This window comes from Lysinibacillus agricola (assembly GCF_016638705.1).
GTDB classification, from domain to species: domain Bacteria; phylum Bacillota; class Bacilli; order Bacillales_A; family Planococcaceae; genus Lysinibacillus; species Lysinibacillus agricola.
The window spans coordinates 3,549,366-3,574,821 of record NZ_CP067341.1 but is presented as its reverse complement, the minus strand read 5'-3'; the positions used below and the strand labels follow the sequence as shown (position 1 = coordinate 3,574,821).

Below are 25,456 nucleotides of genomic sequence, written 5' to 3'. Positions count from 1 at the left end.
CCCAATTCCCTGGTGATTAAGATTGAAAGCACGCTTTTTCTTTCAATCTTAATCACCAGGCCAGCAAGCGCAGCGCGGTAGCCTTGACTGAACATGGGGATTCATCCAATCTTTCAAAATACTAAAGTAACTAAATGCGACAACTATATTGACAAACACCGATAGTCATTTCATAAAGTTACATCAAAATTTAGTGAGTGATGAATTATCTCCTAAACAAATAATTTTATTAGATTTTATAAAAAAAAATGGCCAAGTGACGATTGGACAAATTGCGAGTTATATGAATATAACTTCTAGTGCTGTCGGACAGCTAGTTAGTAAACTTGAAGAACAGCACTATGTATCTCGGAGCATTAATCCGGAAAATAGACGTGAAATATGTGTGAGCCTTGATACTTTAGGCATTAAGTATTTTGAAAGAGAAGAAGAAATAAAACGATTTATTATCTCGAGATATTATTCAAAGCTTGAGTTAAGTGAAATCGTGCAATTGAAAGAGATTGTTCAGAAGTTAAACCAAATTGTATTAAAGGAAGGAATTATACATGAAATAAATGATAAGGGAGAGATTTAACATGATTGCATTAAAGAAAAAGCAAAATATATGGCTAGCATTTTTGTTAGTGGTACTTGCCAGTAATTACACGCTTTATAACACTGGACTCGGTGTTTCCATTTTACCACCTGAAACAAATGGCGTTGTGATGGGCTCATTAATTGATTTTGTCTTAGTTATGCCTGTTTTATTTCTGCTCTATAAAGGGAAGTTTTCTATAAAACAAGCGGTACTTTTAGCAGCTTCTGGTTGCATTGCAGCTCGTTTTATTATCCCAATAGAACATCTACAGCCGTTTGTAGCGGTGACTTGGGCTGGGTTTGCCATTGAAAGTACGATTATTCTATTAGAAATTTTACTAATTGCAACGCTCGTTCGCTATATGCCAAGAATTCTAGCGGATGTACGATCAACTACTTTACCAGATTTGTTTTCATTTCCCAAAGCAGTTGAAAAACATGCACCGAAGCATCTTATTATCCAAATGCTTTGCACAGACTTTTTAGTGATTTACTACGCTTTTGCAAGCTGGAAGAGAAAAGAGCAATCTGGGTTAACCTTGCACAAAAATTCGAGCTATATTGCCTTTATCATTATGCTTATCCATGGAATCGCCATTGAAACAATAGGGATTCATTGGTGGCTACATGAGAAATCACTTGTTCTTTCTATACTATTGCTTATTTTAAATGTATACTCTGTCCTATTTTTTGTAGCGGATATGCAGGCCATTCGTTTAAATCCTGTTCATGTAACATCTGATAAATTGTATTTGTCTTTAGGATTGATGAAACGAGCAGAAATTCGCTTTGACCAGATTGAAGAGATTGTTGAGGATAAGGAACTGTTGGAAGGAAAACTAGCCAAAGATACAATTGATTTTATAGCACGTGATTTTGAAGCGGCATATCCACAGTTTATATTAAAAATGAAGGAGCCTGTGGAAGTGACTTTTATGCTGGGGCGTAAAAAACGTTATAACAAAGTAGCCATTAAAGCCGACCAAGCACAGGAATTTAGAAACATGCTGCTACAAGGAATGGAAGATAATAGATATCAATAAACAACAGGTGCTAGCAAACTAAGCTGGCACCTGTTTTATTAGTCGGATGATATTTGTTAAAACATATAAAAGTCGGAACGGAAATCAACCTAACGTTTTGAGAAATATACAGATATATTCTAAGTGTATTGAATACATCATAATCCATTTATATCAACGTTTTGGGAATTGTAATATGGATAAAAATGTATGGCAAAGGATTGAAATTGAAATTACTTGAACCAATTTGAACCAACAAGATAGATGTTAGTTGAATACATTTTGCTAATATATTCCACTGCTATGTGTACATTTAAAGTCTTTTAATAATGGAGCTTATTAAAGTAAAGCACCCGTTAGTTGAACAAGAACCATTATTTTTATGACACATCATTATCCTATTAAGACAAAAGCCAGCATTAATGCTGGCTTTTTTCACTATCTAAAAATTATTTCCTTTTACATCATTTTTTTGAGGTATGGAATCTTTCTCCATACAAAATGACTAAGCAAAAAGCTTAGAATGATTCCTAAAAATACCGTTATAAGAAATTTAGTCCAGACTGATATTGGTAGGTCATTCAATGTATATTGAAGGAAGACAACTACTGGGACATGGATGAAATAAACAACAAATACATTGTTTGCTAACATCTTTGACCAACGATTAGCGCCGTTAACTTTCTCTCTAAATAAAATTAGAAGACCGATTACAAGTGAAATACACAGTAACGTCTCAATTAATGATCGAGCCAACGAACCGAAGTTTTGTCCACCCTTTAAAAGAAAAGGATCTATCGTATTTCCTCCAAAATACAAAATGGTCACTATTAATATTCCAATAACAAGCCAGATGTATCCTGCTCTCGCACTCATAGTTAAAAACCATTTGCGATGATAAGCCATAATGCCTAAACAAAAGAAACTCACATACTGTGGTACATGTGCAAATTCAGTTTGAATAAATCCTAAAAAAGCTGTCCAATGATCAATAGGAAACCATATCCTTGTAATAAAAGTCACTAAACTAACGACCAACCACAGGGAGAGAATCTGATAAACCTTAATGTTTCTATCAGACTTTTGTGTGAATTTCTTAGATGTAAAGAAGGTCCAGACCGAAAACACAATCGCATACACAAGTAAATGCTCTAAAAACCATAAATGGCCAAATTGCATATCAGGCCATGATGGCCCAGTCCAATTCGCGGGTTCATTACCAAGTCCAAAAAATATATTAACATAGTAAGAAAAAAATGGGATGGGTTCATAATCTCTGAAATTAATGTAATATAAATACATCAGAATAGGAATCATCACGAGAAATCCCAGTAGTAATGGAATACCAATTCTAATAAGCCGTTCTTTTAAAAACCGTTTCGGCCCTTTTCTTGAGATTGATTGGGGGAGAAAATAGGCTGATAAAAAGAAAAACAAACTCATAAAAAATGCTGCATTTACAGAGAAAAATCTGCCCAACCAATTGATAGATTCATCATCCAAAAAAAACCACCAACCACCTGGTCCATAAGCTTGTCCAGCATGGTGAGCTACTACAAGCATAATTAAAGCTATTTTTAAATTATCGATGAAATATAAACGATCACTCTCTTTTTTCACCTATAAACTCCTTTCCCACTAGAAGTTACACTGAGATAATATAAATGTATTTTTTACCACCTAAGGAAAATAAATCCATTTTTTAATCAATAACTATCCTGTCCCGTCAGTTGAACAAGCTTCGAAAATTTCATTGAATAAAAACACTTTAATATGTAATGATTCCATATTCTATATGATACATTAACTCTAATAATCATACTACCAAAACCTACATTTAATAATGCGAATATATAAATATACTTTGAAGAAAAAAAGTGAGCTGCTTCTCCCTTTTAAATATAGCCTCTCTCTTTCAGGCTAGTAAAACTGGTATCACTATTTACTACTAAGTGATCAAGCACTTTGATGCCTAGTAACTTTCCAGCTTCAGCTAATCTCTTTGTAACGTTAATATCTTCCTTCGATGGCGCTATGTCACCACTTGGATGCTGATGAGCAACAATGACACTGGATGCATTATTAAGAATTGCTGATTTAAACACCTCGCGTGGATGGACGAGTGAGGCATTTAACGAACCTACATGACAACGATGAACCGCAATAACATTATTTTTCGTATTTAGACACATTACAAAAAACACTTCACGATCATCACGTCCAATAAAGCGAGAAGCTGTCTTTGCTCCATCTTCTGGACTACGAATAATGTAGTTGACTCCCTCATCTGCCTCTCGAATAACTTGCTCAATACGAATAATCTCAAAAATGGTTTCCATCTAGATCAACCTCTCTATAATTTTTTGACCTTTTTGGTCACCATACAGAGAATCTTCGCATCGATTAATGTCAAGTGGCGTAAGTAGCAAAGCTATCAAGTGATTCGTAAATGTTTTGGGGAAGCCCAATGAATTAGGGTGCGTTAAAAGCGTTAATTGCTTTCTTACGCACCCTTATCCTACTTGGCTGACTCATAACATCCGAAGAACGAAGACCCTTTACTTAATCTTCTAATTCGTCTCTGCTTTACAGACGAATTAGAAGATTATAATTAGAAGAGCTGAAAAGGGAAAAATCTAGTCCAACTGCTACTTATAATAATCTTCATCAAGACTAGTACTTAGGGTTATTAATAATTTCATTTTTTACATTATCTTTTAAGTAATTTATCGCATCAATTTTAAATCCTAATAATTCACCATTGTTTTCAATTGCTACAAGAGGGTTTGTATAATCATGAATTAAGCTATTATTCATAAAGTGTTCCTGTATGTCATCATTAAACTTATCTTTATCAATTAATTGTTCAAATATAATCTGTAATAATTCCTCTTTCTTTTCCCTTATTTCTTCCTTAGATGGTATAGGGATTCTTTCATTCTTCATTTTGATGTATTTTTTTTTGGGTATCTTTTTCTCGTAAATACTTGGGTCAACTTTTAAATCTAGTATCTCTGCATAATTTTCAAATGTCTTTATAGCGTGATGATCTATCGTCATTTTTCGATTACCATTAATCTGTTTTACTAAATTCTCCTTTCTAAATGAAATAATTTCTTCCAAATGACTTTGCTCGTTTAGTAAAAACACGTGGAGAGAATCCACCTAAACGTAATAAAGCATTATCTATCACCGATTTTAGAAAGCTTCGTAATTACGTTTTACAGCATCCATAAGACGAATTTAACTTACTTGTATTACTTGCATTAGAAACGGGGGCGACGTGGAGAACTGCTAGCAATACGCCCAGAGAGTCTTTATGAATACGGAATAAAAGTTAGGCATTCAATTAGTCCTACTTCTGATGACACTTCATTAAAGACACAAAATGCAAAACGTGATGTTTCTATTAACAAAGAAGTATATGAACTCATTCGTAAAATTCCTGTTAAAGAGAATGGTTATACTTTCAGCTTTGGCGGTTTTAAACAGTCGGAACAATTAGCGGAGTTATTGAAGAAATTAGATATTAAGAAAACAACGTTTCACGGTTTAAGAGATACTCATGCATCGTTTTTATTTGCCCAAGACATAGATATTGCTTATGTATCAAAGCGATTAGGTCACATTAATATTCAAACCACACAGAATTATTATCTGGAATTAATGCCAGAAAAAAAGCACCAGCAAGATGCCGATGCTTTAAATCTGTTAAGTTCTTTATGAGGTTCAAGCCGATTTGAACCAACTTGAACCAAAAAACCTTTGTAAACGTTGATACAATAAGATATTGATTAACGTTTTAAGCCTTAATTTACAAGACTAAAATAATAATTAAAATAATAAGGACAATCAATAATGGCAGATCTACAAATCCCTTAAGTAATCGCCTGCTAGCAGCATGAATTTGTTCATTGGATACTTGAAAGATTGACCAAATTTTATGCTCTAAAATTTGCTGGATCACCGATTGCATCATAGAGCGTAAAGTAAAATAAAGAATTCCGAGCATGATCATTTTCGCCCATGCTGGCACAATAATGATGAGCCCAATACCACTCAATAAAAAGCGAAGATATCCTAAGCGATATTGTTTTTGGCGAAGCATCGTTTTGCAAATTAGTTCCTCTATAAAATAATCGGAACGTCGAAACATACGCTTTGAATTTTTCCATAGTAGGCGAGGCTTTTTTAATGTCGGTACTAGCTGACTTCGAAGCTCAGGAGCAATCTGGAATAAAAGACTTTGCCATTTATAAAATGCTGCTTGATCGAGCTCCACCTGTTGATCAAAATACTTAGTGTTATAGATAAAATGTTTATCATAATAGCTTGTACAATAAACAAGAAGAATTAGATAAATAAGTGAAGTAATAATAACAGGTACATACAAAAAGCAAACTGTACCGAGAATACACATAAAAATGTTGCATACTAGTTGCTGCCATTTACGAAGCTTTAATTGTAAAAGTACCTTCACAAAATTAGTCGTGAATAGTAGCAATAGTAAAGAAAGCAATTCTAATACCGTTACATGATGAACGATTATAAAGATCGGCGCTAATAGAGCAAGGCCGGAACCTAGTAAAATTAGGTGCTTACTTAGCGACCGATATAGACCGGCTCGTTTTAAGCGTATCATTTGTTTTCGGTTTTGGATTAAAAAAAGACGATCGGCTCGCTGCAAATAGGTACGAATAGTTTCGATACGTGTAATAAAAAATAACAGTACAATTAAGAAAGCTAGCGGAATATGTACGACCCACGATGTACTTATCGTTAAGAGAAAGTCTTTGTAAAGGAAAAAGCCAATGACTAGAGTCGGCACAACAACATATAAGGCGACTGTCCAATCGATAACGCTTGCCAGTAGCTTGAAATTGTGGGAGCGCTCTAATTTTCTTCGTTGCTGCACTATATTAGTCATGGTGATTTTCCTCAAGAAGTGTGTCGAAAATATCAAGAAGAGATGCTTTGTCCTGTTTTACCGCTAAGCGTAACGATGCGAGTGTACCTTGCTGTAAAATTCGACCATGATCAATTAAGATAAAACGATCACATATTTTTTCTGCCGTATCAAGTGCATGTGTACTCATTAAAATGGCGGCACCTTGTGCTTTTAATTCTTCTAAAATCGTTAAGAGTTTACGCATTGCCTGTGGGTCTAGTCCCATAAATGGTTCATCTAAAATATAGGTAGAATGTTTATCAAGAAATGCTAAAATAAGCATCACTTTTTGTTGCATACCTTTGGAAAACGTTGTTGGATAATCGTGTAGCTTATGGTCCAATTGAAAAATTTCTAGTAATTCTTTCGCGCGATTTGTTAAAGAATTCTCTTTACCAGCTACACGCAAATAGAAATCTATATGCTCCCATAATGTAAAATACTCATACAAAATTGGTCTTTCTGGTACATAGCCGTAAGTTCCTATTGTCACCTGACCATCAACTATTGGTAATACACCCATCATTGCTTGTAAGGTTGTACTTTTACCAGCCCCATTGGAACCGATTAATCCAACGAGTTCACCGCTATTTACTTGAAATTGAATGTTTGAAATAATGGCTTCGTTTTCTACATAACCACCTTTATGTATGTTAATATCTATTGTCATTCACTTCCTCTCCTAATTTATTTACGAACGGAAGAGGAAAATGTTTCAAGTTTTGAGTTTTTACTTTAGGTAAGAAATGGAGAGGCGGCAAAGAGGGAATTGTTGTACAGGGTGATATCGACCATTTTCATGCTTTTATCTTTTGTCTAGTACTCCATGCCTATCGATGGATAAAGAGAATGTTATCAACGGATAGTCTTGCAATTGCCCACCTATTTAATCTAGGTTGGCAATTGCATGTAATATGTCTTCACTGACGGCATTCCAAAATTGTTGCTGTACAGAATCACAATACATATAAAGCTCTTTATTTTGAACATGCTCATATAGCTCGGTAATCGCTTCTTTTTGAAAATGGAGTCGATGGTTTAATGCCTCTCGTTCTTCCTCAATGCAAAACGATTTATACATATCTGCGAGACGTTCAAGCTTTGATAACTTTTGTTTCGTTCCCTCATATTGTGTTTGGTGAAAGCGACCTACTGCAGAAGTCATAGCAACCTTTGATCGATGCTCGATACTTAACGTTCGTAATTCTTCCTGACGAATAGCCACGCGATACCAAAATTCATAACGAATAGGTAAGTCTCTTAGCTCGTATGTGAGCAAGGATTTTAAAATAAAACCAACTTGTTCATAAGTATCTATAATCTTTTCTGATTCTTTAAAAATACCAAACATACAGCCACCCCCGTTTAGTTTAATACTACGAACGAACAGTAAAATCCTTTAAATTTTTGATAATATTCAGAAAAGCAATGAAGTTAATAAACACTCCCTAAAAATTATTGAAACCTTAGCTACAATCATTGCGTAAATAGTTGAAAAGGGGTGAGTAGCATGTATGAATATCAATTTATACAAACACATTTAGGTGGATTTTTTAAGGATGCAACACATCGGGAAACAATCGAAGAATACGCAAAAGACGGTTGGCGTTTAGTACAAGTATTACCTATGGTTTATAATGGGCATGGAAAGCCAACAGAATATGAAATTATTTTTGAAAGACTAAGACAATCGTAAAATTAAATATAACAATATCAGCACTAGATTTTACCTCAAGGTAAGAATCTAGTGTTTTTTGTTGATGAAAAAAGTTATTGAATTATCGCAAAATTCTCTATTTTCTGCAATGAAAAAGAGCTATTTTTGAAGAAATATGGAAATAGCATTTACAAAAAAAAATCAAATGTGTTAACTTAAAAATTGTGAATGGTTAACTTAAAAAGAGGGGGTAGGTTAACGATGCAACATTTTTGGGTTGTTGGGACAGATACAGATGTCGGTAAAACGGTTATCACCACATTATTGATGCGTCAATTACAACAGCATGATTTACAAGTCACGCCTTACAAGCCTGTGCAAACTGGCGAAGTTTGTGACAATGGGCATTGCTATTACTACGATACAGCAATGTATGAAAAGTATTCATTACAAAGACTAAAGCAAGAAAATTTAAATGGCTATTCGTTTAAGGAAGCTGCATCACCACATTTTGCTGCACAACTGGAGGGACAGCAAATTAATGTGGAACATTTATTAAAGCAAATTCAGTTGTTACAGCAATCATACGATGTCGTAATTTGTGAAGGAGCAGGTGGACTTTTTGTTCCATTGGATACATATGGAGAAAATACACTCCTTGATGTAATCGTTCAAAGTAAGCTTCCGGTTGTTCTTGTCACACGAACAACACTAGGGACGATTAACCACACATTGCTAACACTGGAGGCTTTACATGCTCGTAATGTGGAGGTTCTTGGCATTGTATTTAATGGAGACACAGGCAGTAAGATGGAACAAGATAATGTGAAAACGATTCTACAACATCATGATTTGCCTTATGCGACAATTCCAAAGCTACAAGATATTTTACACATTGTTGACTATTCCATTTCACACACATCTTTGTTTGAAAGGTTGGTCAAATATGAAACAAGCATTAACTGAATTACAGAAGAGAGATTTACAGTATGTTTGGCATCCATGCTCACAAATGAAGGACTATGAGCAATTTCCGCCTATTGTTATTAAAAAAGGACAAGGGGTATGGCTTTACGATGAAAATAATCAACGCTATTTAGACGCTGTATCTTCCTGGTGGGTTAATTTATTTGGACATGCGAATGCGCGTATAAGCCAAGCATTAAGTGATCAAGCATTTATATTAGAACATACAATTTTCGCTAATTTTTCACATGAACCTGCGATTAAGGTGGCAGAAAAATTAGTAGCCTTAACGCCAGACGGTTTAAATAAAGTATTTTTTGCAGACAACGGCTCGTCAGCAATAGAAGTCGCACTAAAAATGAGTTTTCAATATCATATGCAAACTGGAAAAACAACGAAAAAGCGTTTTTTAGCCTTAACGGACGCTTATCACGGTGAAACACTTGGTGCCTTATCTGTTGGGGGAGTGGGGTTGTATAACGAAGTGTACCAGCCACTTTTATTGGATACCGTACGTGCACAAGGGCCAGATTGCTTCCGATGTCCTTTTCAAGAGAAGCCTGAAAGCTGCCATGCCCAATGTATACAATTTGTTGAAGAAGAGCTTAGTCAGCATCATGAAGAAATTACAGCTGTTATTATTGAGCCACTCATTCAAGCGGCAGCAGGCATGAAAATGTATCCTCCGATATATTTGAAGCGATTACGAGAGCTTTGTACAAAATACGATATTCATTTAATCGCTGATGAAATTGCAGTTGGTTTCGGACGTACAGGTACATTATTTGCCTGTGAGCAAGCGGGGATTGCTCCAGATTTTATGTGCTTGTCAAAAGGTTTAACAGGAGGGTACTTGCCACTATCTGTTGTATTAACGACTGATGATGTATACAACGCTTTTTATGATGACTACGGTACGATGAAAGCGTTTTTACACTCCCATAGCTATTCTGGTAATACACTTGCTTGTCGCGTAGCCCTAGAAGTTTTGACAATGTTTGAAGAGGAACGTGTGATCGACATGATACAAAACAAGGGTGAACGTATGCGAAAGATCGCTATGGAGGCATTTGAAGAGTTGCCGTTTGTTGGTGAATATCGACAGGTAGGACTAGTTGGCGCTATTGAACTAGTCGCCAATCGTGAAACAAAGGAGCCACTTCCGAGTGAGGAACGTATCGGTTATCAAATATATAAACGTGCTTTAGCAAAAGGCTTACTGATTCGCCCTCTTGGCAATATATTATATTTCATGCCTCCATATATCATATCTGATGATGAAATGCGTTTTATGATTGAGACAACAAAAGAGACGGTCGTGCAATTTTTTGAGGAGAGGGAGGGAGTAAGTTGTTCAAACGACAATCAACGCTGTCACTTGTCATGATTGCGCTGTTTGCCGCTTTAACCGCAATCGGTGCATTTATTAAAATACCACTACCTGTAGTGCCTTTTACATTACAAATTGTCTTTGTTTTCTTAGCGGGTTGCTTGCTCGGCAGTCGCAATGGATTACAAAGTCAGCTTGTCTACATAGGGGTTGGTTTAGTTGGTTTGCCTGTTTTTACACAAGGTGGGGGTATCACCTATGTATTGCAACCAACATTTGGCTTCCTGATTGGCTTTGCATTGGCCGCCTTAGTAATTGGTTTCATGATTGAAAGAGTGGATACGCCAACAAAAAAACATTTTATCGGTGCAAATATTGTCGGGCTCATTATTATTTATGGGGTGGCAGTACCATATTTATATGTATCTTTGAATTTCTGGTTACATATGAAAACGAGCTGGTCACATATTTTCGTAGTTGGCTTTTTAAACAGCATTGTTGCCGATTTTTGTTTAGCGATAGCTTCTGCATTTTTGGCAGAGCGCCTTTACAAAGTATTTAATTCCACAAGAGATTTAAAAATTGTAAGAGTAGAGAGGGAGAATGTCTAAATGAATTGGTTACAGTTAGCAGAGGAAGTTATTGCAGGGAAAATCATTAGCAATGAGGAGGCTCTTGCCATTTTAAATAGTGATGACGATGAACTATTGAAGGTGATGGACGGTGCCTTTGCTATTCGAAAGCACTACTATGGGAAAAAAGTAAAATTAAATATGATTATGAATGCTAAGAGCGGTTATTGCCCAGAGGATTGTGGCTATTGTTCTCAGTCATCTAAATCTACAGCACCGATTGAAAAATATCCTTTCATTACGAAAGAAGAAATTTTAGCGGGGGCAAAACGAGCATTTGACAATAAAATCGGCACTTATTGCATCGTGGCAAGTGGTCGTGGGCCAACTCGAAAGGATGTTAATGTCGTTAGTGAAGCTGTTACTGAAATTAAAGAGAAGTATGGCTTAAAAGTTTGTGCTTGTCTTGGCTTATTAAAAGAAGAACAGGCACAGCAATTAAAAGAAGCGGGGGTGGATCGTTACAACCATAACTTAAATACATCTGAACGACATCACTCTTATATTACTACGTCTCATACTTATGAAGATCGTGTGAATACGGTTGAAATTGCGAAAAAGCATGGAATCTCACCTTGCTCAGGTGCCATTATAGGTATGAAGGAAACAAAAGAGGATGTCGTGAATATTGCGCGTGCACTTCATCAATTAGACGCGGATTCCATCCCAGTCAACTTCTTAAATGCGATTGATGGCACGAAGCTGGAAGGGACAAAGGAATTAAATCCACGCTATTGTTTAAAGGTTTTAGCGTTATTCCGATATATCAATCCAACAAAGGAAATTCGTATTTCTGGTGGTCGTGAAGTCAATCTTGGGTCACTTCAGCCACTAGGCATTTATGCGGCAAACAGTATATTTGTTGGAGATTATTTAACAACTGAAGGTCAAGAAGCAAATAGTGATTATCGTATGCTTGAGGATTTAGGATTTGAAATTGAATTATCAGAGAAGCAAGAAGAAGCATTCTGTTCATAAAAACCTATGGAATTAAAATCTACTACTACTACTTAATTATTATCGAAATTGAAAAGCCGTTTGTGCGTCGTGGAAAAGGCGTACATACGGTTTTTTTCTGTTGGATGAATAAAATCGTAGAAACGTGCTCGGGTTCGTCGGGGAAACGCTCAGGTAGGAAGGTAAAGTGCCCGGGTTACCAAGAAAACTGCTCAGGTCAGTCGAAAACCCACTATTGGCAAATTAGAGATAAAAAGTGATGGGTGCTAAAACGAAAAGAATTGTTTTTATGCCTTGAAAAATCAGGTTTTCACAAATTGTTCAATGAAAGCGTTTTGAAATTGAACAGTTTGTGAAGGGCTTCACATAAAGCTTTATTTTTAAAAAAATCGGCGTAAAATAAGAATCAGGTTAGAAATTGTTATAAAACAGTTAGAAAAAGTATCACGATTTTCGGTGGTTGTTATATTACAAAAACAAATTGAAAGGGAGAATTTAATTATGTGGGTTATTACAGTATTTGACAAAAAGGACGTTCGGATTTTTGAGTATACAAACAAAAATGAGGCAACACAAGCTTTAGCTAAATTTAAGAAAAATGCCGTTTTGACATATACAAAATAATTTCAGATTTGAGCGAAGTAACCCTTTTCGACGCTATAGCGCACGAAGAGGGTTGCTTTTTACGTTGTCGGATTATCCTATTAATGAATGAGAATTGAAATCGCGCTGTACACTAATAAAAGAGCCATCACAATATTAAACGATTGACGATACTGTTGAAGTATTTTTTGAAAAGCTGAACCAAATAGAGCCCAACTAAATGTACTCATTATACCTACCATTCCTAAAAATAAAGTAAAAAGAAAATAGCTGATATAGGAAGAATAATAGGGAAGAATATAGGTTGCTACTACAGTAATGCCAAACAAAATACCTTTAGGGTTCACGAATTGTAATAAGACGCCTACTAAAAATAAGCTTCGTTTGTTTTCCTCTTCTTGATCACTATCATTTTCCTTGCTAGTTAGTACTTTATAAGCCAAATATAACATATACCCTACACCAATAATGGTCAAAGGAAATTCGATCATTGGCATGATATTTGTAAGGACCCCATTAAATAAACAACTCAAGCCCGTAATCGTTAAAAAGCCGACCCCAACACCAATACAAAATTGAAGAGTTCTTGCTAATCCATGTTTGTTTGCAAATGACATCGCCATGATATTGTTAGGACCTGGAGTGAAACTGGTAATTATTACGAATACTAAAAAAGAAAATAAAGGCATTTGTGGACCCCCTTTGAAATTGTTTGTTATAATGTCTGAAATAAACAATATAACGACCGTCTTTTTATTATACATATCGGTCGTTATATTGTACATTTCGAAGAGGGGATATTTAATGGAAGAAATTCATCTTATTTTTGCAAGAAATTTAAAGACGATTCGCGAGAAAGAAAAATTAAGCTTGGAGAAAGTTTCTCAATTGTGTGGTGTAAGTAAAACGATGATAGGACAAATTGAAAGGGGAGAGTCCAGCCCAACTCTTACAACTATTTGGAAAATAGCGAATGGGCTAAAGGTATCTTTTACTACTCTAATTAATAATCCACAGCCTGATACTGAGGTTATATGTAGAGAAGATATTCAAATACTGTCTGAGGATAATGGAAGGTATAGGGTATACCCAAATTTCCCTTTTCAAGAGGATAACCGCTTTGAAATATATACGGTGGAGATTGAAAGGGAAGGGACATTAAGCGCTGAGGCTCATAAAGATGGCACAGAGGAGTTTATCACTGTTTTTGATGGTGAACTAGTGATTAGAGTCAATGAAGATGAATTTCACTTAAAGTGTGGTGACTCCATTAGATTTAAAGCAGATCGTCCACACATCTACATGAATCCTTGTGATACGTTAACACGATTAAGTATGACTATCTATTATCCAAACTAAATGTATAAATGGGAAAGCCGTATAAGCACAACATAAAAAGTGCTCATACGGCTTTTTGTTCTTCTTATCCGGCATTTACGGGCAACCAAAGCGTCAGGTACAAACCTCAAAATGAAGGCATTAGCTGGAAGTTGAACTGCCCGTAAAAGCCCGATTGGTGAAGACTAATAATCAGAAAGAACCCACCATTGATTAAGTTTCACTTTATAAAATGCTACCTAAGCGTTTTATTCCTTCTCGGATGACTTCTGGTGTTGCATTTGTATAATTTAGGCGCATTGTATTTACACCCGTTTTAGCTGTGTAGAATGGGTCGCCAGGTACGAAGGCAACTTTTTGCTCCATCGCTTTTTGGAAGATATCTAATGACGAAGCTCCATTGTTCATTGTAGCCCAAATGAACATTCCACCTTCAGGTCGTGTATAGTCCACATGTGCGGGGAAAAACTCCTCCATCGCATTTAGCATAGCATCTGCTTGATTTTTATATAACGCTATAATTTTCTGAACGTGCTCCATATAGTCATTGTTTGCTAAATAATCATAAATGACATATTGAGAGAAAATATTTGTGTGTAGGTCTGTTGCTTGCTTCGCTGTTTCGATATGCTCCATTAATTCTTTATTTTTTGTAATGATAAAGCCAAGACGCATTCCTGGTGTGACCGTTTTAGAGAAAGAACCTAGCAAAATACTATTTTCTAATTTACCAGCACCAATGTACGGTAGTGGCTCGCCTTGGAAGCGTAATTCTCCATACGGGTCATCCTCAATTAACGCTACATCATTATATTTTGACATGATTTCGCAAATTTGCTGACGTTTTTCTTTAGAATACGTAAGACCTGTTGGGTTTTGGAAATTTGGAACTGTATACACGAATTTTACATTTGGTTGTTGTAGTGCATTCTCTAATTCTTCTAAGTTTAATCCATCATTTTCGAGTGTTACACCATAGAAGGTTGGCTCACTTAATGTGAAAGCTTGAATAGCACCTAAGTAACCAGGCTCCTCGATGACGATACCATCGCCTTTGTTAATAAGTACTTTCCCAATTAGTTCAAGAGCTTGTTGTGATCCTGTTGTAATTAATACATCGTCAGCATGAACATCTAGTCCGTGTACTCGTTGATATTTTGCAGCAATGTACTCACGTAAAGGCGCATAACCTTGTGTACCTGAGTATTGGAATAGACGACTACCATTTTCCGTAATGGCATGGTTCGCAGAAGCCTTTAACGCTTCAACTGGGAAAGAGATTGGGTTTGGAAGCCCCCCTGCAAAAGAAATGACATCCTCAGATTCAGTTACTTTCAAAATATTTCGGATGAATGAGGACGGGGTATTTAATATCTTTTCTGAAAATTGCATTATTTTTCATTCCTTTTTTCTGATTTTTTAAAAATTATATCATTGCCATCATATGCATACAATATTATCATTGTATGCAAGACAATTAAATATTGTATGCAAAAAATGAGAAAGAAGGAGCTTAGCTTAGAATATGCCAGTTAATTCGTTTGAAGAATATCCAATGAGTTGGAAACCGAATATTAGCAAAGGTTCGGCTCCATTATATATAGCAATTGCTGAACAGCTTGAACAAGATATAAAGGATGGAAAATTATCGCCAGGCACGAAGCTACCTCCTCAGCGTGAGCTAGCTGATTTTTTAGATGTTAATTTAAGCACGATCACAAGAGCTTTTAAACTTTGTGGGCAGAAGGGGCTTATTTATGCTTCTATCGGAAGTGGAACATTCGTTTCATCAGATGCGGCGACAAATAAAATTTTATTACCAACAAGTAATGCTTCTCAGATGATCGAAATGGGTTCTGTTTTACCAGAAAATCATGCTAATGAGGATATTACACGTTATATGAAAAAGATGATGAATGACCCTAATTTTAGTAAATTATTTCAGTACGGACGACCTGAAGGAAATGCGTGGCAAACGGAAGCCGCAATGAAGCTTTTGGAAAAGGTCAACTTTCAAACGGATCAACCTGTATTGCTTGGGGCAGGGGACAAAAATGCGATTGTTGGCACGTTAGCTGCATTGTTTCAACCAGGAGATCGAATTGGAACTGATCCCATTACCTATGCAGGTATAAAAACAGCAGCAAATATGCTTGGGATCCAACTAGTAGCAATCCAACAAAGAAATGGAGAAATGACAAGAGAGGGGCTATTATACGCTTGTAAAAATGAGCATATAAAAGGTCTTTATGTTATTCCTGATTTTCATAATCCAACTACCCATACAATGTCGATGGAAACAAGAAAAATAATCGCAGAAGTTGCAAAGCAGAGAGGCTTAATCGTCATTGAGGATGCGATATATAGTTTTCTGAAGGAGCAGCCACTTGCACCAATAGCCTCCTATGCACCAGAAAAAGTCATTTATATTGCCAGTGTGTCTAAAACCATTTCACCTGGCTTACGACTATCCTTTATCGTTACACCTCCAACGCTTCGGAAAAAAATAATGGAAACACTTTATAATATAAATATTTCAGTATCCCCAATGATGGCGGAGCTTACAGCAAGGATGATTCATGATGGTGTTGCACAAACAATTTTAGAAAAACACCGGTTGTATGCAAAGCAACAAAATGCCCTTGTTAATCAATATTTGGGGGATTATACCATTTTAGGAGAGGAAGAATGCATTTTCAGATGGCTTATACTCCCTGAAAAATTCACGAGTGTTCAGTTTGAATTGCTTGCATCAAGGGCTGGTGTGCAAGTGTATGCAGCTGAACGTTTTGCAGTTGGAAATGCGAAGCCGGTAAATGCAGTTCGTTTGGCAATTACTGCTCCGGAAAATCAGCTTGAACAAGCCCTAATTATATTGAAGGATTTACTTGAAAGTAATGGTGATTATTCATTTGTTGATTAAAGTAAGGAAGGCTTATAATAAAGGTATGTAAAGAAAAGTGGTGATACGATGGCGCATAAAGTGCGTATTATTTCTCATGTAAATATGAATAGTTTTTATGCGCCATTGTGCAGGCGCATAACCCCAGTCAGAAGGGTAAGCCAAAGTAAATGAGGAGATAGAATATGAATAAAGGAAGAATCATTTTACATATTGACCTTAATTGCTTCTATGCCTCTGTTGAACAAATTTACGATTCCTCATTAAAAGGGAAACCAGTAGCCATCGCGGGTAATCCTAAAGAGCGTAGAGGTATTATTATTACGTGTAGCTACGAAGCAAGAGCAAGTGGTGTTTATACAACTATGAATGTCGGAGAGGCGCGGCGAAAGTGCCCAGAGCTAATTGTCCTACCTCCTAATTTTGAACGATATAGAGCTGCGTCCAAGGCTTTTTTTAATTTGTTAAAAGAGTATAGCGAAATTCTCCAACCAGTTTCCATCGATGAAGGATATTTGCAACTTCCTATAGTGGAAGGCCAAAATGTATTGCAACAAGTACAAAATATGCAAGATAGAATTTGGAACGAACTGCAACTTCCTTGTTCAATCGGCATTGCACCGAATAAATTTTTGGCGAAAATGGCAAGTGATATGAAAAAGCCAATGGGGATTACAATACTCCGTAAGCGTGATGTGCCAACAGTATTGTGGCCGATGAATGTCATTGAGATGCATGGGGTTGGCAAAAGTACAGCGGAGAAATTGAGGAAATTAGGTATCCGAACAATTGGAGAACTAGCCGTAGCGGATGAATATGTATTAAAACAATACTTTGGCATTAATGGTCTACGTATGAAGCAAAAGGCAAATGGTGAAGATGATAGACCTGTTGATCCAGAAGCAATATACGATACGAAAAGTGTAGGGAATTCAACAACACTTTCTCATGATACGACAGATAGAGATGAATTATATAAAATTATATCAACACTTTCTGAAAAGGTAGCGGACAGATTAAAGGCCAAGAAACTTGCTGGAGTTACTGTAAGTATCATGATTCGTTCAGCTGATTGGGAAACATGTACACGGAGTAAGTCCATCAATAACGCGATTCATTCAAAAGAGGATATAGTTGAGCATGCCTGGTATCTATTTAATAAGCATTGGGACGAGGAACCTGTACGATTACTGGGCGTTACCGTATCGAATGTCAGTGATATTAAAGAAACGACACAGCAGCTAACGTTATTTAACTTTGAAGAACATATAAAAGATGAACCAATCATTAAACTGGTGGATCAAATCGAGCAAAAGTTTGGAAAAGGAACGATTTTACGAGGGTCAGATATTGCCAAACCAGTAGGGGAATATCAAGCAAATACGAGTTTTAGTAAGGACTTTTGGGATGAACATAAGTAAAAAGAAACGTATAGAGAATTTAGTTTCTTATGGATATTAAATGATTTTCATTATTGTACCTCTTAGTTAGAAAGATTAACTCCCTATTGACATAGCTTTCTTTAAAATGTTTTTTTGCATTTACTGTTATACAAAGGTTGAAGAAAACTTTTTAATCAATTTTTATTCTAAAGCTACAATATACTATCAAAGCCTTCAATTAATTGATGGCTTTGATAATTGGCAGCTTCCCATTCACGAACTTCTATTGTTTTAATTTTATCTTCAGCTATTCTAGTTTGTCTTTTAACAAGCTTCATATCTTTAAATCATTTTCTGCTTCATCTACAAATGACCAATAGAGCTGATAAAACTCGTCTGATTTTTGTTTTTCGGCTGGCGTCAGTCCGTAAGACCATTGTCCATTTACGCTTTCCATTACCTTAATCCCTCCAACGACGACATCATAGTCATAACCACCTAAAGAATTGATACTAGGACGCAACACGCCACCTGCCACAAGACTTTTATTTGTTTCCGTTTGTATATTGTCGTGTTTAATCAAATAATCCACAAGCGTCATTTCACCTATCTGTGTTGTTTCCTCTGATTCAAATTTTTTTATTGCTTGCATCGCTTGTTTGTGAAGCGTTTTTCGGTCAGGGGATACGGAAGAAATATATTGTGCGTGTAATTTATTTTTCTCGTAATGAAAGCCTTCTATGGCGTCTCGATTTGTATTTCGCATTGATTTTTCAACTAATGCTTTGAGTTGGCTGATTAATACATCCTGCGGGGGAACTTTCATGCCTTTTGTCGGGATGATGTCCCAATTCGGTGTATTTAATGAACGACTTCCTTTGAATGAAACCAGATTGACATTCGACTTCATTCCTACTTCATTTGGCGTATAGTTGCACGGTAGTTCGGAAGTCTGAACACTCTCCTGAGAATATACACCTGCTTCTGTTAAATGAGACTGATCACTTTTTATATGATTATTTTTATTCGTTGAGTATACAGGGTTAGATTGTATTTGCGATAAATTAGTGATTTTCATAACTTTATTACATCCCTTTCAAATTTTAAGCATTTGAAGTGTTCTTTAACTTTTTGTCTACTTCACACTGTATGCAGAGTAGACAAAAAGCTAGGGTAATGTCTCCAGTGAGTGTAGTTCGTAATTAGATATGTAACGTACCACTTGCAGCACCATTTATATAATTAGGTCTCATAGTGCCGTTTTTAAAAGTATTATTTGTATTCTACTATCATTTTGCTACCGAATACGGTGAACCCATCCATACCTGTCTGTTGCTTAAGAATAATTCCTTCTAACTGAACGAACCACTTTACATTAGCATCTTTATCTTTAAAAAATGTTGTTTTACTAGTAGATGTTGGGCTATTCGTTTTCTGAAACTTTACGGTAGCAGATTGACTACCGTCATAGCTAATAAGATAGTTGTCAATTGTTGTAAATTGAGATTGTGTCACTTTTATATCAGTTGGACAATAGATAGTGATGCTGACTACTTTCGATTTAGCGGGAATTACTTTGGTTAAATCAACGTATTGTCCGATAGATGTAACCTTACCGGTTTGCCCCGCGGATGTAGCGAAATCTTTAGATAGTACGCTTGTATTAGTTGGATTAGTTGCATATAACGATGTATCTAAAACGTCCTCTAAAGATACCTCAATACTTTTCACCTCATTGTCATCTGTCGTCGGTATGTATTCTGATGCAAGAGTAGTAGGCATACCAATAGACAATACCATCGCTGCCGTCAATCCTGAGTATATGAGCTTTTTCAAATTTATAACCACCTTCATATTTTTGTTAATAATACTTTTAACTAGCGCTATGAATATTGATCATACCATATTTTACATTTAAATTACAATTTTGTATTTTTTAACTTTTTTATATATATTTATACAACTGATTAAATCTGTGTAAAAAGCCACTTACTAGTATTCATCGGCAATCCATAATTTCTTTTGAATTATTTTGGTGTACTTTATAATAAGGTTAATCGTTTTATAATAAAGATTGATGAAAATTACCTTGTTTTTTTCTTAGAGGTGATTTTTTATTGGATATTTATGTTGAAATTGAAGATTGTGAAGAATTAAATTAATGGAGCGGAATAGTATATTAAAAATATGTTTTAATTCGGTAAAATTAATCTAGAGGGAAGGAAATGTAATGAAAAAGTTACACACTTGGAGATACGACGGGGGCTTAGTACAATAAGAAATGATCAAACTTTAAAATGAAACAGAAAACCGTCATTTTCGATCAATCTTTTTTTTCGAAATAACGGTTTTCTATTTATATTTAGATTGAAAGCTGCTTATTTAGGTAGAAATTTTATATGTTCGTAAAATATTCATTTTCCTTTTGTTCATAGGCTTCGCGGCGATTTTGGATTTTTTGTAATACACTGTCTAGAACATTCCGTTCAGACAGCGTTTGATAAAGGACATTCTGTACCTCTGCGGCTTCCTTGTTTTCTTCTTGGTTACTTAGAAATTCACTATATGTTCCCATATATTCATGATAGTCTATATTGGAAAGTGTCTTAGCAGCAATTTGTTTGTGCTCTGTTAATGCAGAAGTAAACTGTTTACGTGCCTCATCTGGTTGGGCAGGTATTATTTTGATTTTACCTCTTGAATCTGAGCTATCTGTGAGATCAAGGAATTGATAATCGAACGCCAATGGTTTAGCAAGAGCGATATGAGCGTGAAGAGCAACAGCATGGTCACTAAGTTTTTCGGTTACTTCACGAAGGATATCATTCCCTTTTTCAAGATAACGACTGCCATCGAGTGCAAGTACACGGCCGACTTCTTCAGAGAAAAAGTCTTGAGCAAGGAATTCCTGATCGTATCCGGTAGGTGGCAAAACTCGAAGTCTTAAGTTATTTGATACGATGTTATGGCCGTTTATTTGCATAGCTACTTGAATGTTATAAAATCCTGGGTCATCAATTAACCAGCCATTTTTCCCAACGGAAGCGAAAATGGTTTCATACAGGGATTCACCAGGCATAATTACCTTGTTCTCTAGGTTCCATAAATACTGGACATGAGGTAGTAACCGACGTCCTTGTTTTCCATCTTTTTTAACCATTACAGACATTCCGTATAAATCGGACAATAAATGTTTATTGATTGACTGAGGTTGATTTGAAGTATTAGTTAGTTTGATTTCAATAACTGTAGGTTCTAACCATTGGAATATAGGTGTTTTACGGTTAACTCTTAATTCAAGATTAAAAGAAGGGTGAATAGAAATGATCGGTTGTTCAAACCCATGATCTACAGCCCAGTCAGCATTACCCATTTGTACGAAGTGCTCAGGTGCGTGTCGCATAAACAAAAGCTCTTGATCACTAAAACGATACTCAAAGTTTTTAAAGAACTCCTTGCCACCAGCTTTACTATCAAAATTGTAAGGATAATTCATAAAGCTTAGAGCCTTTGGTTCTGGGGTAAGAGGGCGCTCCAACGGTTCCCAAGGATGACCTAGGTGTTTTTGCCAAGAGTGCAGGAGATTGAAAGCATGTCCCATCTCATGGCAAGCACACCAAAAACGATATCGCTGTACAAAAGCTTCAGGAGCGGGGTCACCTTTAGGTGGATCGGCAATAAATGAATTATTAAAAATGGCAGTCCCTTGGCGATGATTCGGACCTATGCTATCAAACATAATACCGCCCAGACCATGGCCTTCTTCAGCTTCCGAATTTGCAAAAAATGTCCACATGGACCATTGGGGCTTATTATCAAAGTGTGACCAATATACTTGCATGGCATCATGCATCTCTTGAGTGTTCCACTTTTTATCAGTCCCTGCATAGTCTTTGGAAACAATATTATTACCGTCCGATATTTTTACATCAAACCCAGTTCGTTTAAATATTTCTGCGATTGATAGAGTTTCATCCGGCAAAGATGTAGGCTTGTCTGGATGCGCGTGAGTTTGATAGGTTGTAACGGGTGTTGTCCCTTCTTCAGCATCAAATTCAAATTCCACAGGATGGAAATAAGGGGATTGAAACTGGAACGTGCTAGTTCTGTCTGTCTCCCCTCCGATCAGAAACGCGACTTCGGCAGTATGCTGTTCAGGCAATGACCCGCGTGTTATTTGTATTTTTACATTTGTATAAGGAAATGATTGTATTTCGTCTAGGTATTTATTTCGAATATTGCCTGTCCAAGTATCTGGACCATTAGCTGTTAACTTAGCAATCCAATGAATAGTAGAAGACTGGTTCGAAATAATAGTTCCGCTTGCTACCATTTGTGAGTAGTATCCGTCTACGTCAAGGCGAAGTTCCTCACGGATTTGCTGTTCGCTCCATGCATATAAACCACTAATTGGTGAGAGGGAAAAATCGCCTAAACTGGAAGGGTTAATGGCTTTTACTAATTCTTTAGCTTCGTTCGTTTTGTTTTGATCCATCTGTATTACCTCCATGTTTATTATTTTTTGTCTTTCTTCCTCAATCCCAAGAGCCACAATGCTTCATTAAAAAATCAAAATGTTTTTCAAGTATTATATATGCAGCAGTAACTATAAATATGACACTATAAATAGTAAAATAAATAAAGTGAGTGAAATGTAAGAATAATCTTATTATTTCCCGAGAAATACAAGAACGAAGAAAGAAGGTGTGGTAATGCATTATAAGGAGTACGGTGATCTACATAAGCCACTCATACTGTTGATTCATGGGGGGGGTGTTGGAGGGTGGATGTGGGATAAACAAGTCCAATATTTTTCCGATTATCATTGCGTTGTACCAGAATTAATAGATAACGAGGCTAATAATACCTCTATTTTTTCAATTGAAGATTGTGCAAAAAAGCTTCTATCTTTAATCGAAGAAAAAGCAGAAAATAAACGGGTCATAGTGGTCGGTTTTTCATTAGGGGCACAAATTGCTATTCAAATGATTAGTCTAAAGTCGCAATTAATAGATTATGCTATTATCAACAGTGCTTTAGTGACGCCTTCCCCAGTTGCAGAAAAATGGATTAGACCATTAATAAAATTATCTTTTCCCCTAATAAAAAATAAATCATTCGCAAAGCTTCAAGCGAAAACATTGTATGTAGATGATGAATATTTTGAGCAATATTATGAAGATAGTTCAAAGATGAAATTAGATACCCTTATTAAAATTTTGCAAGAAAATATGTCATTTGCCATCCCGCATGATTTTTCGAAAGCCCAATGTAACATTTTAGTAACTGTTGGTGAAAAAGAGAAGGGCAACATGAAAAAATCTGCGCTCCATCTTGTAAATAGCAATCCTAATTGCCAAGGTGTTGTGTTATCAAACATCGGCCACGGTGTCTCATTAGCGAACCCTGAGTTTTTTAACCGTTTTGTAGAAGAGTGGCTAATAGATGGTAAGTTACCAGAAGGAAAGATTATTAAATAGTACATAGTGCAAATTTTTTAGTTGATTAGGGTGGAGATAAGATTTCTCCTTGAGAATCAGAGAATATCGGATGTCCCCAGAATTTACATCCAACGCATCTAACGGGGTAGAATAGTTGAAGAAGAAGGAAAATGTTCGGATTAAATAGAATAGATAGGATTGTGGCTCTTACAATTTGGCATACAAATCGAGTGTTCAATGGAGGAATAATAATGGAAACTAATGTAATTCAAAAGATTGGACAAATTGGAGTACCAGTGAAAAATGTAGAAAATGCAATTGAATTTTATAAAGAAGTATTAGGGTTATCCCTTCTTTTTAGTACAGAAAGAATGGCATTTTTTGAGTGCAATGGGCAACGACTTCTTCTTTCACTTCCTGAAAAAAATGAATTTGCAAATTCAAGTTCAGTTATCTATTTTCAGGTCGAAGATATAAAAAAAACCTTCGAAGAATTGCTTGAAAAAGGAGTGTCCTTTATCGATCAGCCACATGTTGTTGCGAAAATGGGAAATACAGAAACGTGGATGGCTTTCTTTAAAGATACTGAAGGAAATACACATGCTTTAATGAGCGAAGTACAAATTTAATTCGTAATATCTTCTTTATTAAATGAACTGGGGCTTTACCTCAAGATGGGATTCCACAAAGATCCCATCTTTTTCTTGTTCAACAAATTGTTAAATAATCAAAGTATGAAAAAATAGGTAGAAAGTATATGAATAATTATCCCATTGACAGCGTTAGGGTAATGGGAAGGAATTTAAAATAATTAATATAAAATTAGTTAAATGATTTTTTTCTTCACTGTTAGTATTATTGTAATCGTCCCATTGTTAATACTAGAATTTGAATACAGGATAGTGCAAAATAACAAGAACATAGGAGGTATGAAATTTGAAGATCCAAAGAATAGATCATGTGGGTGTAATCGTAAATGATCTCTCTGCCGCTAAAGAGTTTTTTCTCGATTTTGGACTTGAGGTGAAAGGGGAATGGGAAATGGAAGGAGAGTTAATGGGATATGCAGTTGGGCTTAATGACGCTAAAGTAGCGTGTGTAGGATTGGGAACGACAGATAGTCAGACATGGATAGAGCTAATCAAATTTTATACACCATCAGATGAAAAAGATATTCAGCAACCCCTCGCAAATACACTGGGTATCCGACATATTGCATTTACTGTTGAAGATATTGAAGCAGTTGTTGCCAAATTGAAAAAGAAGGGTACGGAAATCTTTAGTGAGATACAGCAATATGAAGAAAGTTATAAATTATGCTACGTTCGTGGTCCAGAGGGAATTATTTTGGAGTTGGCTGAGGAAATCAAATAAGTAATGTTAATTAAAATGAAAAGAATTCTGTAATGGAAGCAGTGTTATTAAAAAAAGAAATAACAGCTCCAGATTTCTGTTTCCTTTTCCTTTTATTTACCTAACAAGAAGCTTTATTGTTTTCCCCACTATTAAAACAGGGTGCAGGAGTTTAAGATCAAGCTACCAAAGTCAAAGGAGCCTTTCTTATTGAGTTAACTTTGCGGATTAGTAAGGTAAGGTAGCTGTGACAAAGTATCATGAAAAACACAAGCCTGCCAAATTTGATAAAAAGCAGCAACTTGAAAAAATACGTACGGAGTATTTGAAAAAGAAGCAAGAACAA

27 protein-coding genes are annotated in these 25,456 nt (G+C 35.9%); 15 read left to right on the top strand and 12 right to left on the bottom strand.

Translation table 11 applies throughout. From position 1 onward, the window contains the following. Positions 1–148: 148 nt before the first annotated feature. Both FJQ98_RS17780 and FJQ98_RS17775 read left to right on the top strand, forming a co-directional pair. A complete protein-coding gene (locus FJQ98_RS17780) occupies positions 149–577 on the top strand; it encodes a MarR family winged helix-turn-helix transcriptional regulator (protein ID WP_053594912.1) in 429 nt (142 codons plus the stop codon). 1 nt (position 578) lies between these two features. Further along, the gene (locus FJQ98_RS17775) at positions 579–1,622 is read left to right on the top strand and encodes a hypothetical protein (RefSeq protein WP_053594913.1); all 1,044 of its coding nucleotides are present in this window, start codon (positions 579–581) and stop codon (positions 1,620–1,622) included. 438 nt (positions 1,623–2,060) lie between these two features. On the opposite strand, the gene FJQ98_RS17770 is transcribed toward FJQ98_RS17775, so the two are convergent. The 3 genes from FJQ98_RS17770 to FJQ98_RS17760 form a co-directional block, all read right to left on the bottom strand. Then, the gene (locus tag FJQ98_RS17770; RefSeq protein ID WP_053594914.1) at positions 2,061–3,221 is read right to left on the bottom strand and encodes an acyltransferase family protein; all 1,161 of its coding nucleotides are present in this window, start codon (positions 3,219–3,221) and stop codon (positions 2,061–2,063) included. A gap of 275 nt (positions 3,222–3,496) precedes the next feature. Further along, positions 3,497–3,940: a JAB domain-containing protein gene (locus FJQ98_RS17765; protein ID WP_075807247.1), complete on the bottom strand. Its 444-nt coding sequence runs from the start codon at positions 3,938–3,940 to the stop codon at positions 3,497–3,499. Positions 3,941–4,274: 334 nt separating this feature from the next. Continuing rightward, a complete protein-coding gene (locus tag FJQ98_RS17760) occupies positions 4,275–4,724 on the bottom strand; it encodes a hypothetical protein (RefSeq protein WP_201406736.1) in 450 nt (149 codons plus the stop codon). A 168-nt stretch (positions 4,725–4,892) separates the two neighbouring features. On the opposite strand from FJQ98_RS17760, the gene FJQ98_RS26910 reads away from it, so the two are divergent. Continuing rightward, on the top strand, positions 4,893–5,327 hold the full coding sequence (locus tag FJQ98_RS26910) for a tyrosine-type recombinase/integrase (RefSeq protein ID WP_075807249.1): 435 nt from the start codon (positions 4,893–4,895) through the stop codon (positions 5,325–5,327). Between the two features lie 88 nt (positions 5,328–5,415). Here the strand turns inward: FJQ98_RS26910 and FJQ98_RS17750 are convergent, their stop codons facing one another. From FJQ98_RS17750 to FJQ98_RS17740, 3 genes are all read right to left on the bottom strand, one after another. Beyond that, positions 5,416–6,528, bottom strand: coding sequence for an ABC transporter permease (locus FJQ98_RS17750; protein WP_053594916.1), 1,113 nt, complete (start codon positions 6,526–6,528; stop codon positions 5,416–5,418). Further along, on the bottom strand, positions 6,521–7,219 hold the full coding sequence (locus tag FJQ98_RS17745; RefSeq protein ID WP_053594917.1) for an ABC transporter ATP-binding protein: 699 nt from the start codon (positions 7,217–7,219) through the stop codon (positions 6,521–6,523). The genes FJQ98_RS17750 and FJQ98_RS17745 overlap by 8 nt, the downstream gene beginning before the upstream one ends. A 216-nt stretch (positions 7,220–7,435) precedes the next feature. Next, entirely contained in the window at positions 7,436–7,900 is a 465-nt protein-coding gene (locus FJQ98_RS17740) for a hypothetical protein (protein WP_053594918.1), read from the bottom strand. A 159-nt stretch (positions 7,901–8,059) separates the two neighbouring features. Here FJQ98_RS17740 and FJQ98_RS17735 point away from each other — a divergent pair, with 159 nt between their 5' ends. The 6 genes from FJQ98_RS17735 to FJQ98_RS27250 all read left to right on the top strand — a co-directional run bounded on the left by FJQ98_RS17735 (position 8,060) and on the right by FJQ98_RS27250 (position 12,715). After that, the gene (locus FJQ98_RS17735) at positions 8,060–8,245 is read left to right on the top strand and encodes a DUF4177 domain-containing protein (protein ID WP_053594919.1); all 186 of its coding nucleotides are present in this window, start codon (positions 8,060–8,062) and stop codon (positions 8,243–8,245) included. A 222-nt stretch (positions 8,246–8,467) separates the two neighbouring features. Continuing rightward, positions 8,468–9,172, top strand: coding sequence for a dethiobiotin synthase (bioD, locus tag FJQ98_RS17730; protein WP_053594920.1), 705 nt, complete (start codon positions 8,468–8,470; stop codon positions 9,170–9,172). Then, entirely contained in the window at positions 9,153–10,559 is a 1,407-nt protein-coding gene (gene bioA, locus FJQ98_RS17725; RefSeq protein ID WP_053594921.1) for an adenosylmethionine--8-amino-7-oxononanoate transaminase, read from the top strand. The genes bioD and bioA overlap by 20 nt, the downstream gene beginning before the upstream one ends. Then, the gene (locus FJQ98_RS17720; RefSeq protein ID WP_053594922.1) at positions 10,523–11,113 is read left to right on the top strand and encodes a biotin transporter BioY; all 591 of its coding nucleotides are present in this window, start codon (positions 10,523–10,525) and stop codon (positions 11,111–11,113) included. Before bioA ends, FJQ98_RS17720 begins: the two co-directional genes overlap by 37 nt. Further along, on the top strand, positions 11,114–12,112 hold the full coding sequence (gene bioB / locus FJQ98_RS17715; RefSeq protein ID WP_053594923.1) for a biotin synthase BioB: 999 nt from the start codon (positions 11,114–11,116) through the stop codon (positions 12,110–12,112). Between the two features lie 480 nt (positions 12,113–12,592). Then, complete coding sequence (locus FJQ98_RS27250) at positions 12,593–12,715, top strand: hypothetical protein (protein WP_277815945.1); 123 nt, start codon at positions 12,593–12,595, stop codon at positions 12,713–12,715. An 80-nt stretch (positions 12,716–12,795) separates the two neighbouring features. Here the strand turns inward: FJQ98_RS27250 and FJQ98_RS17710 are convergent, their stop codons facing one another. Next, positions 12,796–13,383, bottom strand: coding sequence for a LysE family transporter (locus tag FJQ98_RS17710; RefSeq protein ID WP_053594924.1), 588 nt, complete (start codon positions 13,381–13,383; stop codon positions 12,796–12,798). 115 nt (positions 13,384–13,498) lie between these two features. Here FJQ98_RS17710 and FJQ98_RS17705 point away from each other — a divergent pair, with 115 nt between their 5' ends. Further along, a complete protein-coding gene (locus tag FJQ98_RS17705; RefSeq protein WP_053594925.1) occupies positions 13,499–14,053 on the top strand; it encodes a helix-turn-helix domain-containing protein in 555 nt (184 codons plus the stop codon). A gap of 204 nt (positions 14,054–14,257) precedes the next feature. On the opposite strand, the gene FJQ98_RS17700 is transcribed toward FJQ98_RS17705, so the two are convergent. Further along, a complete protein-coding gene (locus FJQ98_RS17700) occupies positions 14,258–15,424 on the bottom strand; it encodes an aminotransferase-like domain-containing protein (protein ID WP_053594926.1) in 1,167 nt (388 codons plus the stop codon). Positions 15,425–15,557: 133 nt separating this feature from the next. Here FJQ98_RS17700 and FJQ98_RS17695 point away from each other — a divergent pair, with 133 nt between their 5' ends. After that, a complete protein-coding gene (locus tag FJQ98_RS17695; protein WP_201406486.1) occupies positions 15,558–16,955 on the top strand; it encodes an aminotransferase-like domain-containing protein in 1,398 nt (465 codons plus the stop codon). A 164-nt stretch (positions 16,956–17,119) separates the two neighbouring features. Beyond that, a complete protein-coding gene (locus FJQ98_RS17690; protein ID WP_053594928.1) occupies positions 17,120–18,355 on the top strand; it encodes a DNA polymerase IV in 1,236 nt (411 codons plus the stop codon). A 173-nt stretch (positions 18,356–18,528) separates the two neighbouring features. On the opposite strand, the gene FJQ98_RS27245 is transcribed toward FJQ98_RS17690, so the two are convergent. From FJQ98_RS27245 to FJQ98_RS17675, 4 genes are all read right to left on the bottom strand, one after another. Continuing rightward, a complete protein-coding gene (locus FJQ98_RS27245; RefSeq protein ID WP_277815946.1) occupies positions 18,529–18,654 on the bottom strand; it encodes a hypothetical protein in 126 nt (41 codons plus the stop codon). After that, positions 18,651–19,394 (bottom strand): hypothetical protein, encoded by a 744-nt coding sequence (locus FJQ98_RS17685; RefSeq protein ID WP_053594929.1) that lies wholly within the window; start codon positions 19,392–19,394, stop codon positions 18,651–18,653. Before FJQ98_RS17685 ends, FJQ98_RS27245 begins: the two co-directional genes overlap by 4 nt. Before the next feature lie 194 nt (positions 19,395–19,588). Beyond that, the gene (locus FJQ98_RS17680) at positions 19,589–20,152 is read right to left on the bottom strand and encodes a hypothetical protein (protein WP_053594930.1); all 564 of its coding nucleotides are present in this window, start codon (positions 20,150–20,152) and stop codon (positions 19,589–19,591) included. A 559-nt stretch (positions 20,153–20,711) separates the two neighbouring features. Continuing rightward, complete coding sequence (locus FJQ98_RS17675; RefSeq protein ID WP_053594931.1) at positions 20,712–22,811, bottom strand: hypothetical protein; 2,100 nt, start codon at positions 22,809–22,811, stop codon at positions 20,712–20,714. Between the two features lie 217 nt (positions 22,812–23,028). On the opposite strand from FJQ98_RS17675, the gene FJQ98_RS17670 reads away from it, so the two are divergent. The 3 genes from FJQ98_RS17670 to FJQ98_RS17660 all read left to right on the top strand — a co-directional run bounded on the left by FJQ98_RS17670 (position 23,029) and on the right by FJQ98_RS17660 (position 25,131). Next, positions 23,029–23,796 carry an alpha/beta fold hydrolase gene (locus FJQ98_RS17670; protein WP_082340085.1) on the top strand — a complete coding sequence of 256 codons (768 nt, stop codon included), beginning with the start codon at positions 23,029–23,031 and terminating at the stop codon, positions 23,794–23,796. Positions 23,797–24,008: 212 nt separating this feature from the next. After that, positions 24,009–24,386 (top strand): VOC family protein, encoded by a 378-nt coding sequence (locus FJQ98_RS17665; protein ID WP_053594933.1) that lies wholly within the window; start codon positions 24,009–24,011, stop codon positions 24,384–24,386. A 307-nt stretch (positions 24,387–24,693) separates the two neighbouring features. Then, a complete protein-coding gene (locus FJQ98_RS17660) occupies positions 24,694–25,131 on the top strand; it encodes a VOC family protein (protein ID WP_053594934.1) in 438 nt (145 codons plus the stop codon). Positions 25,132–25,456 lie beyond the last annotated feature (325 nt).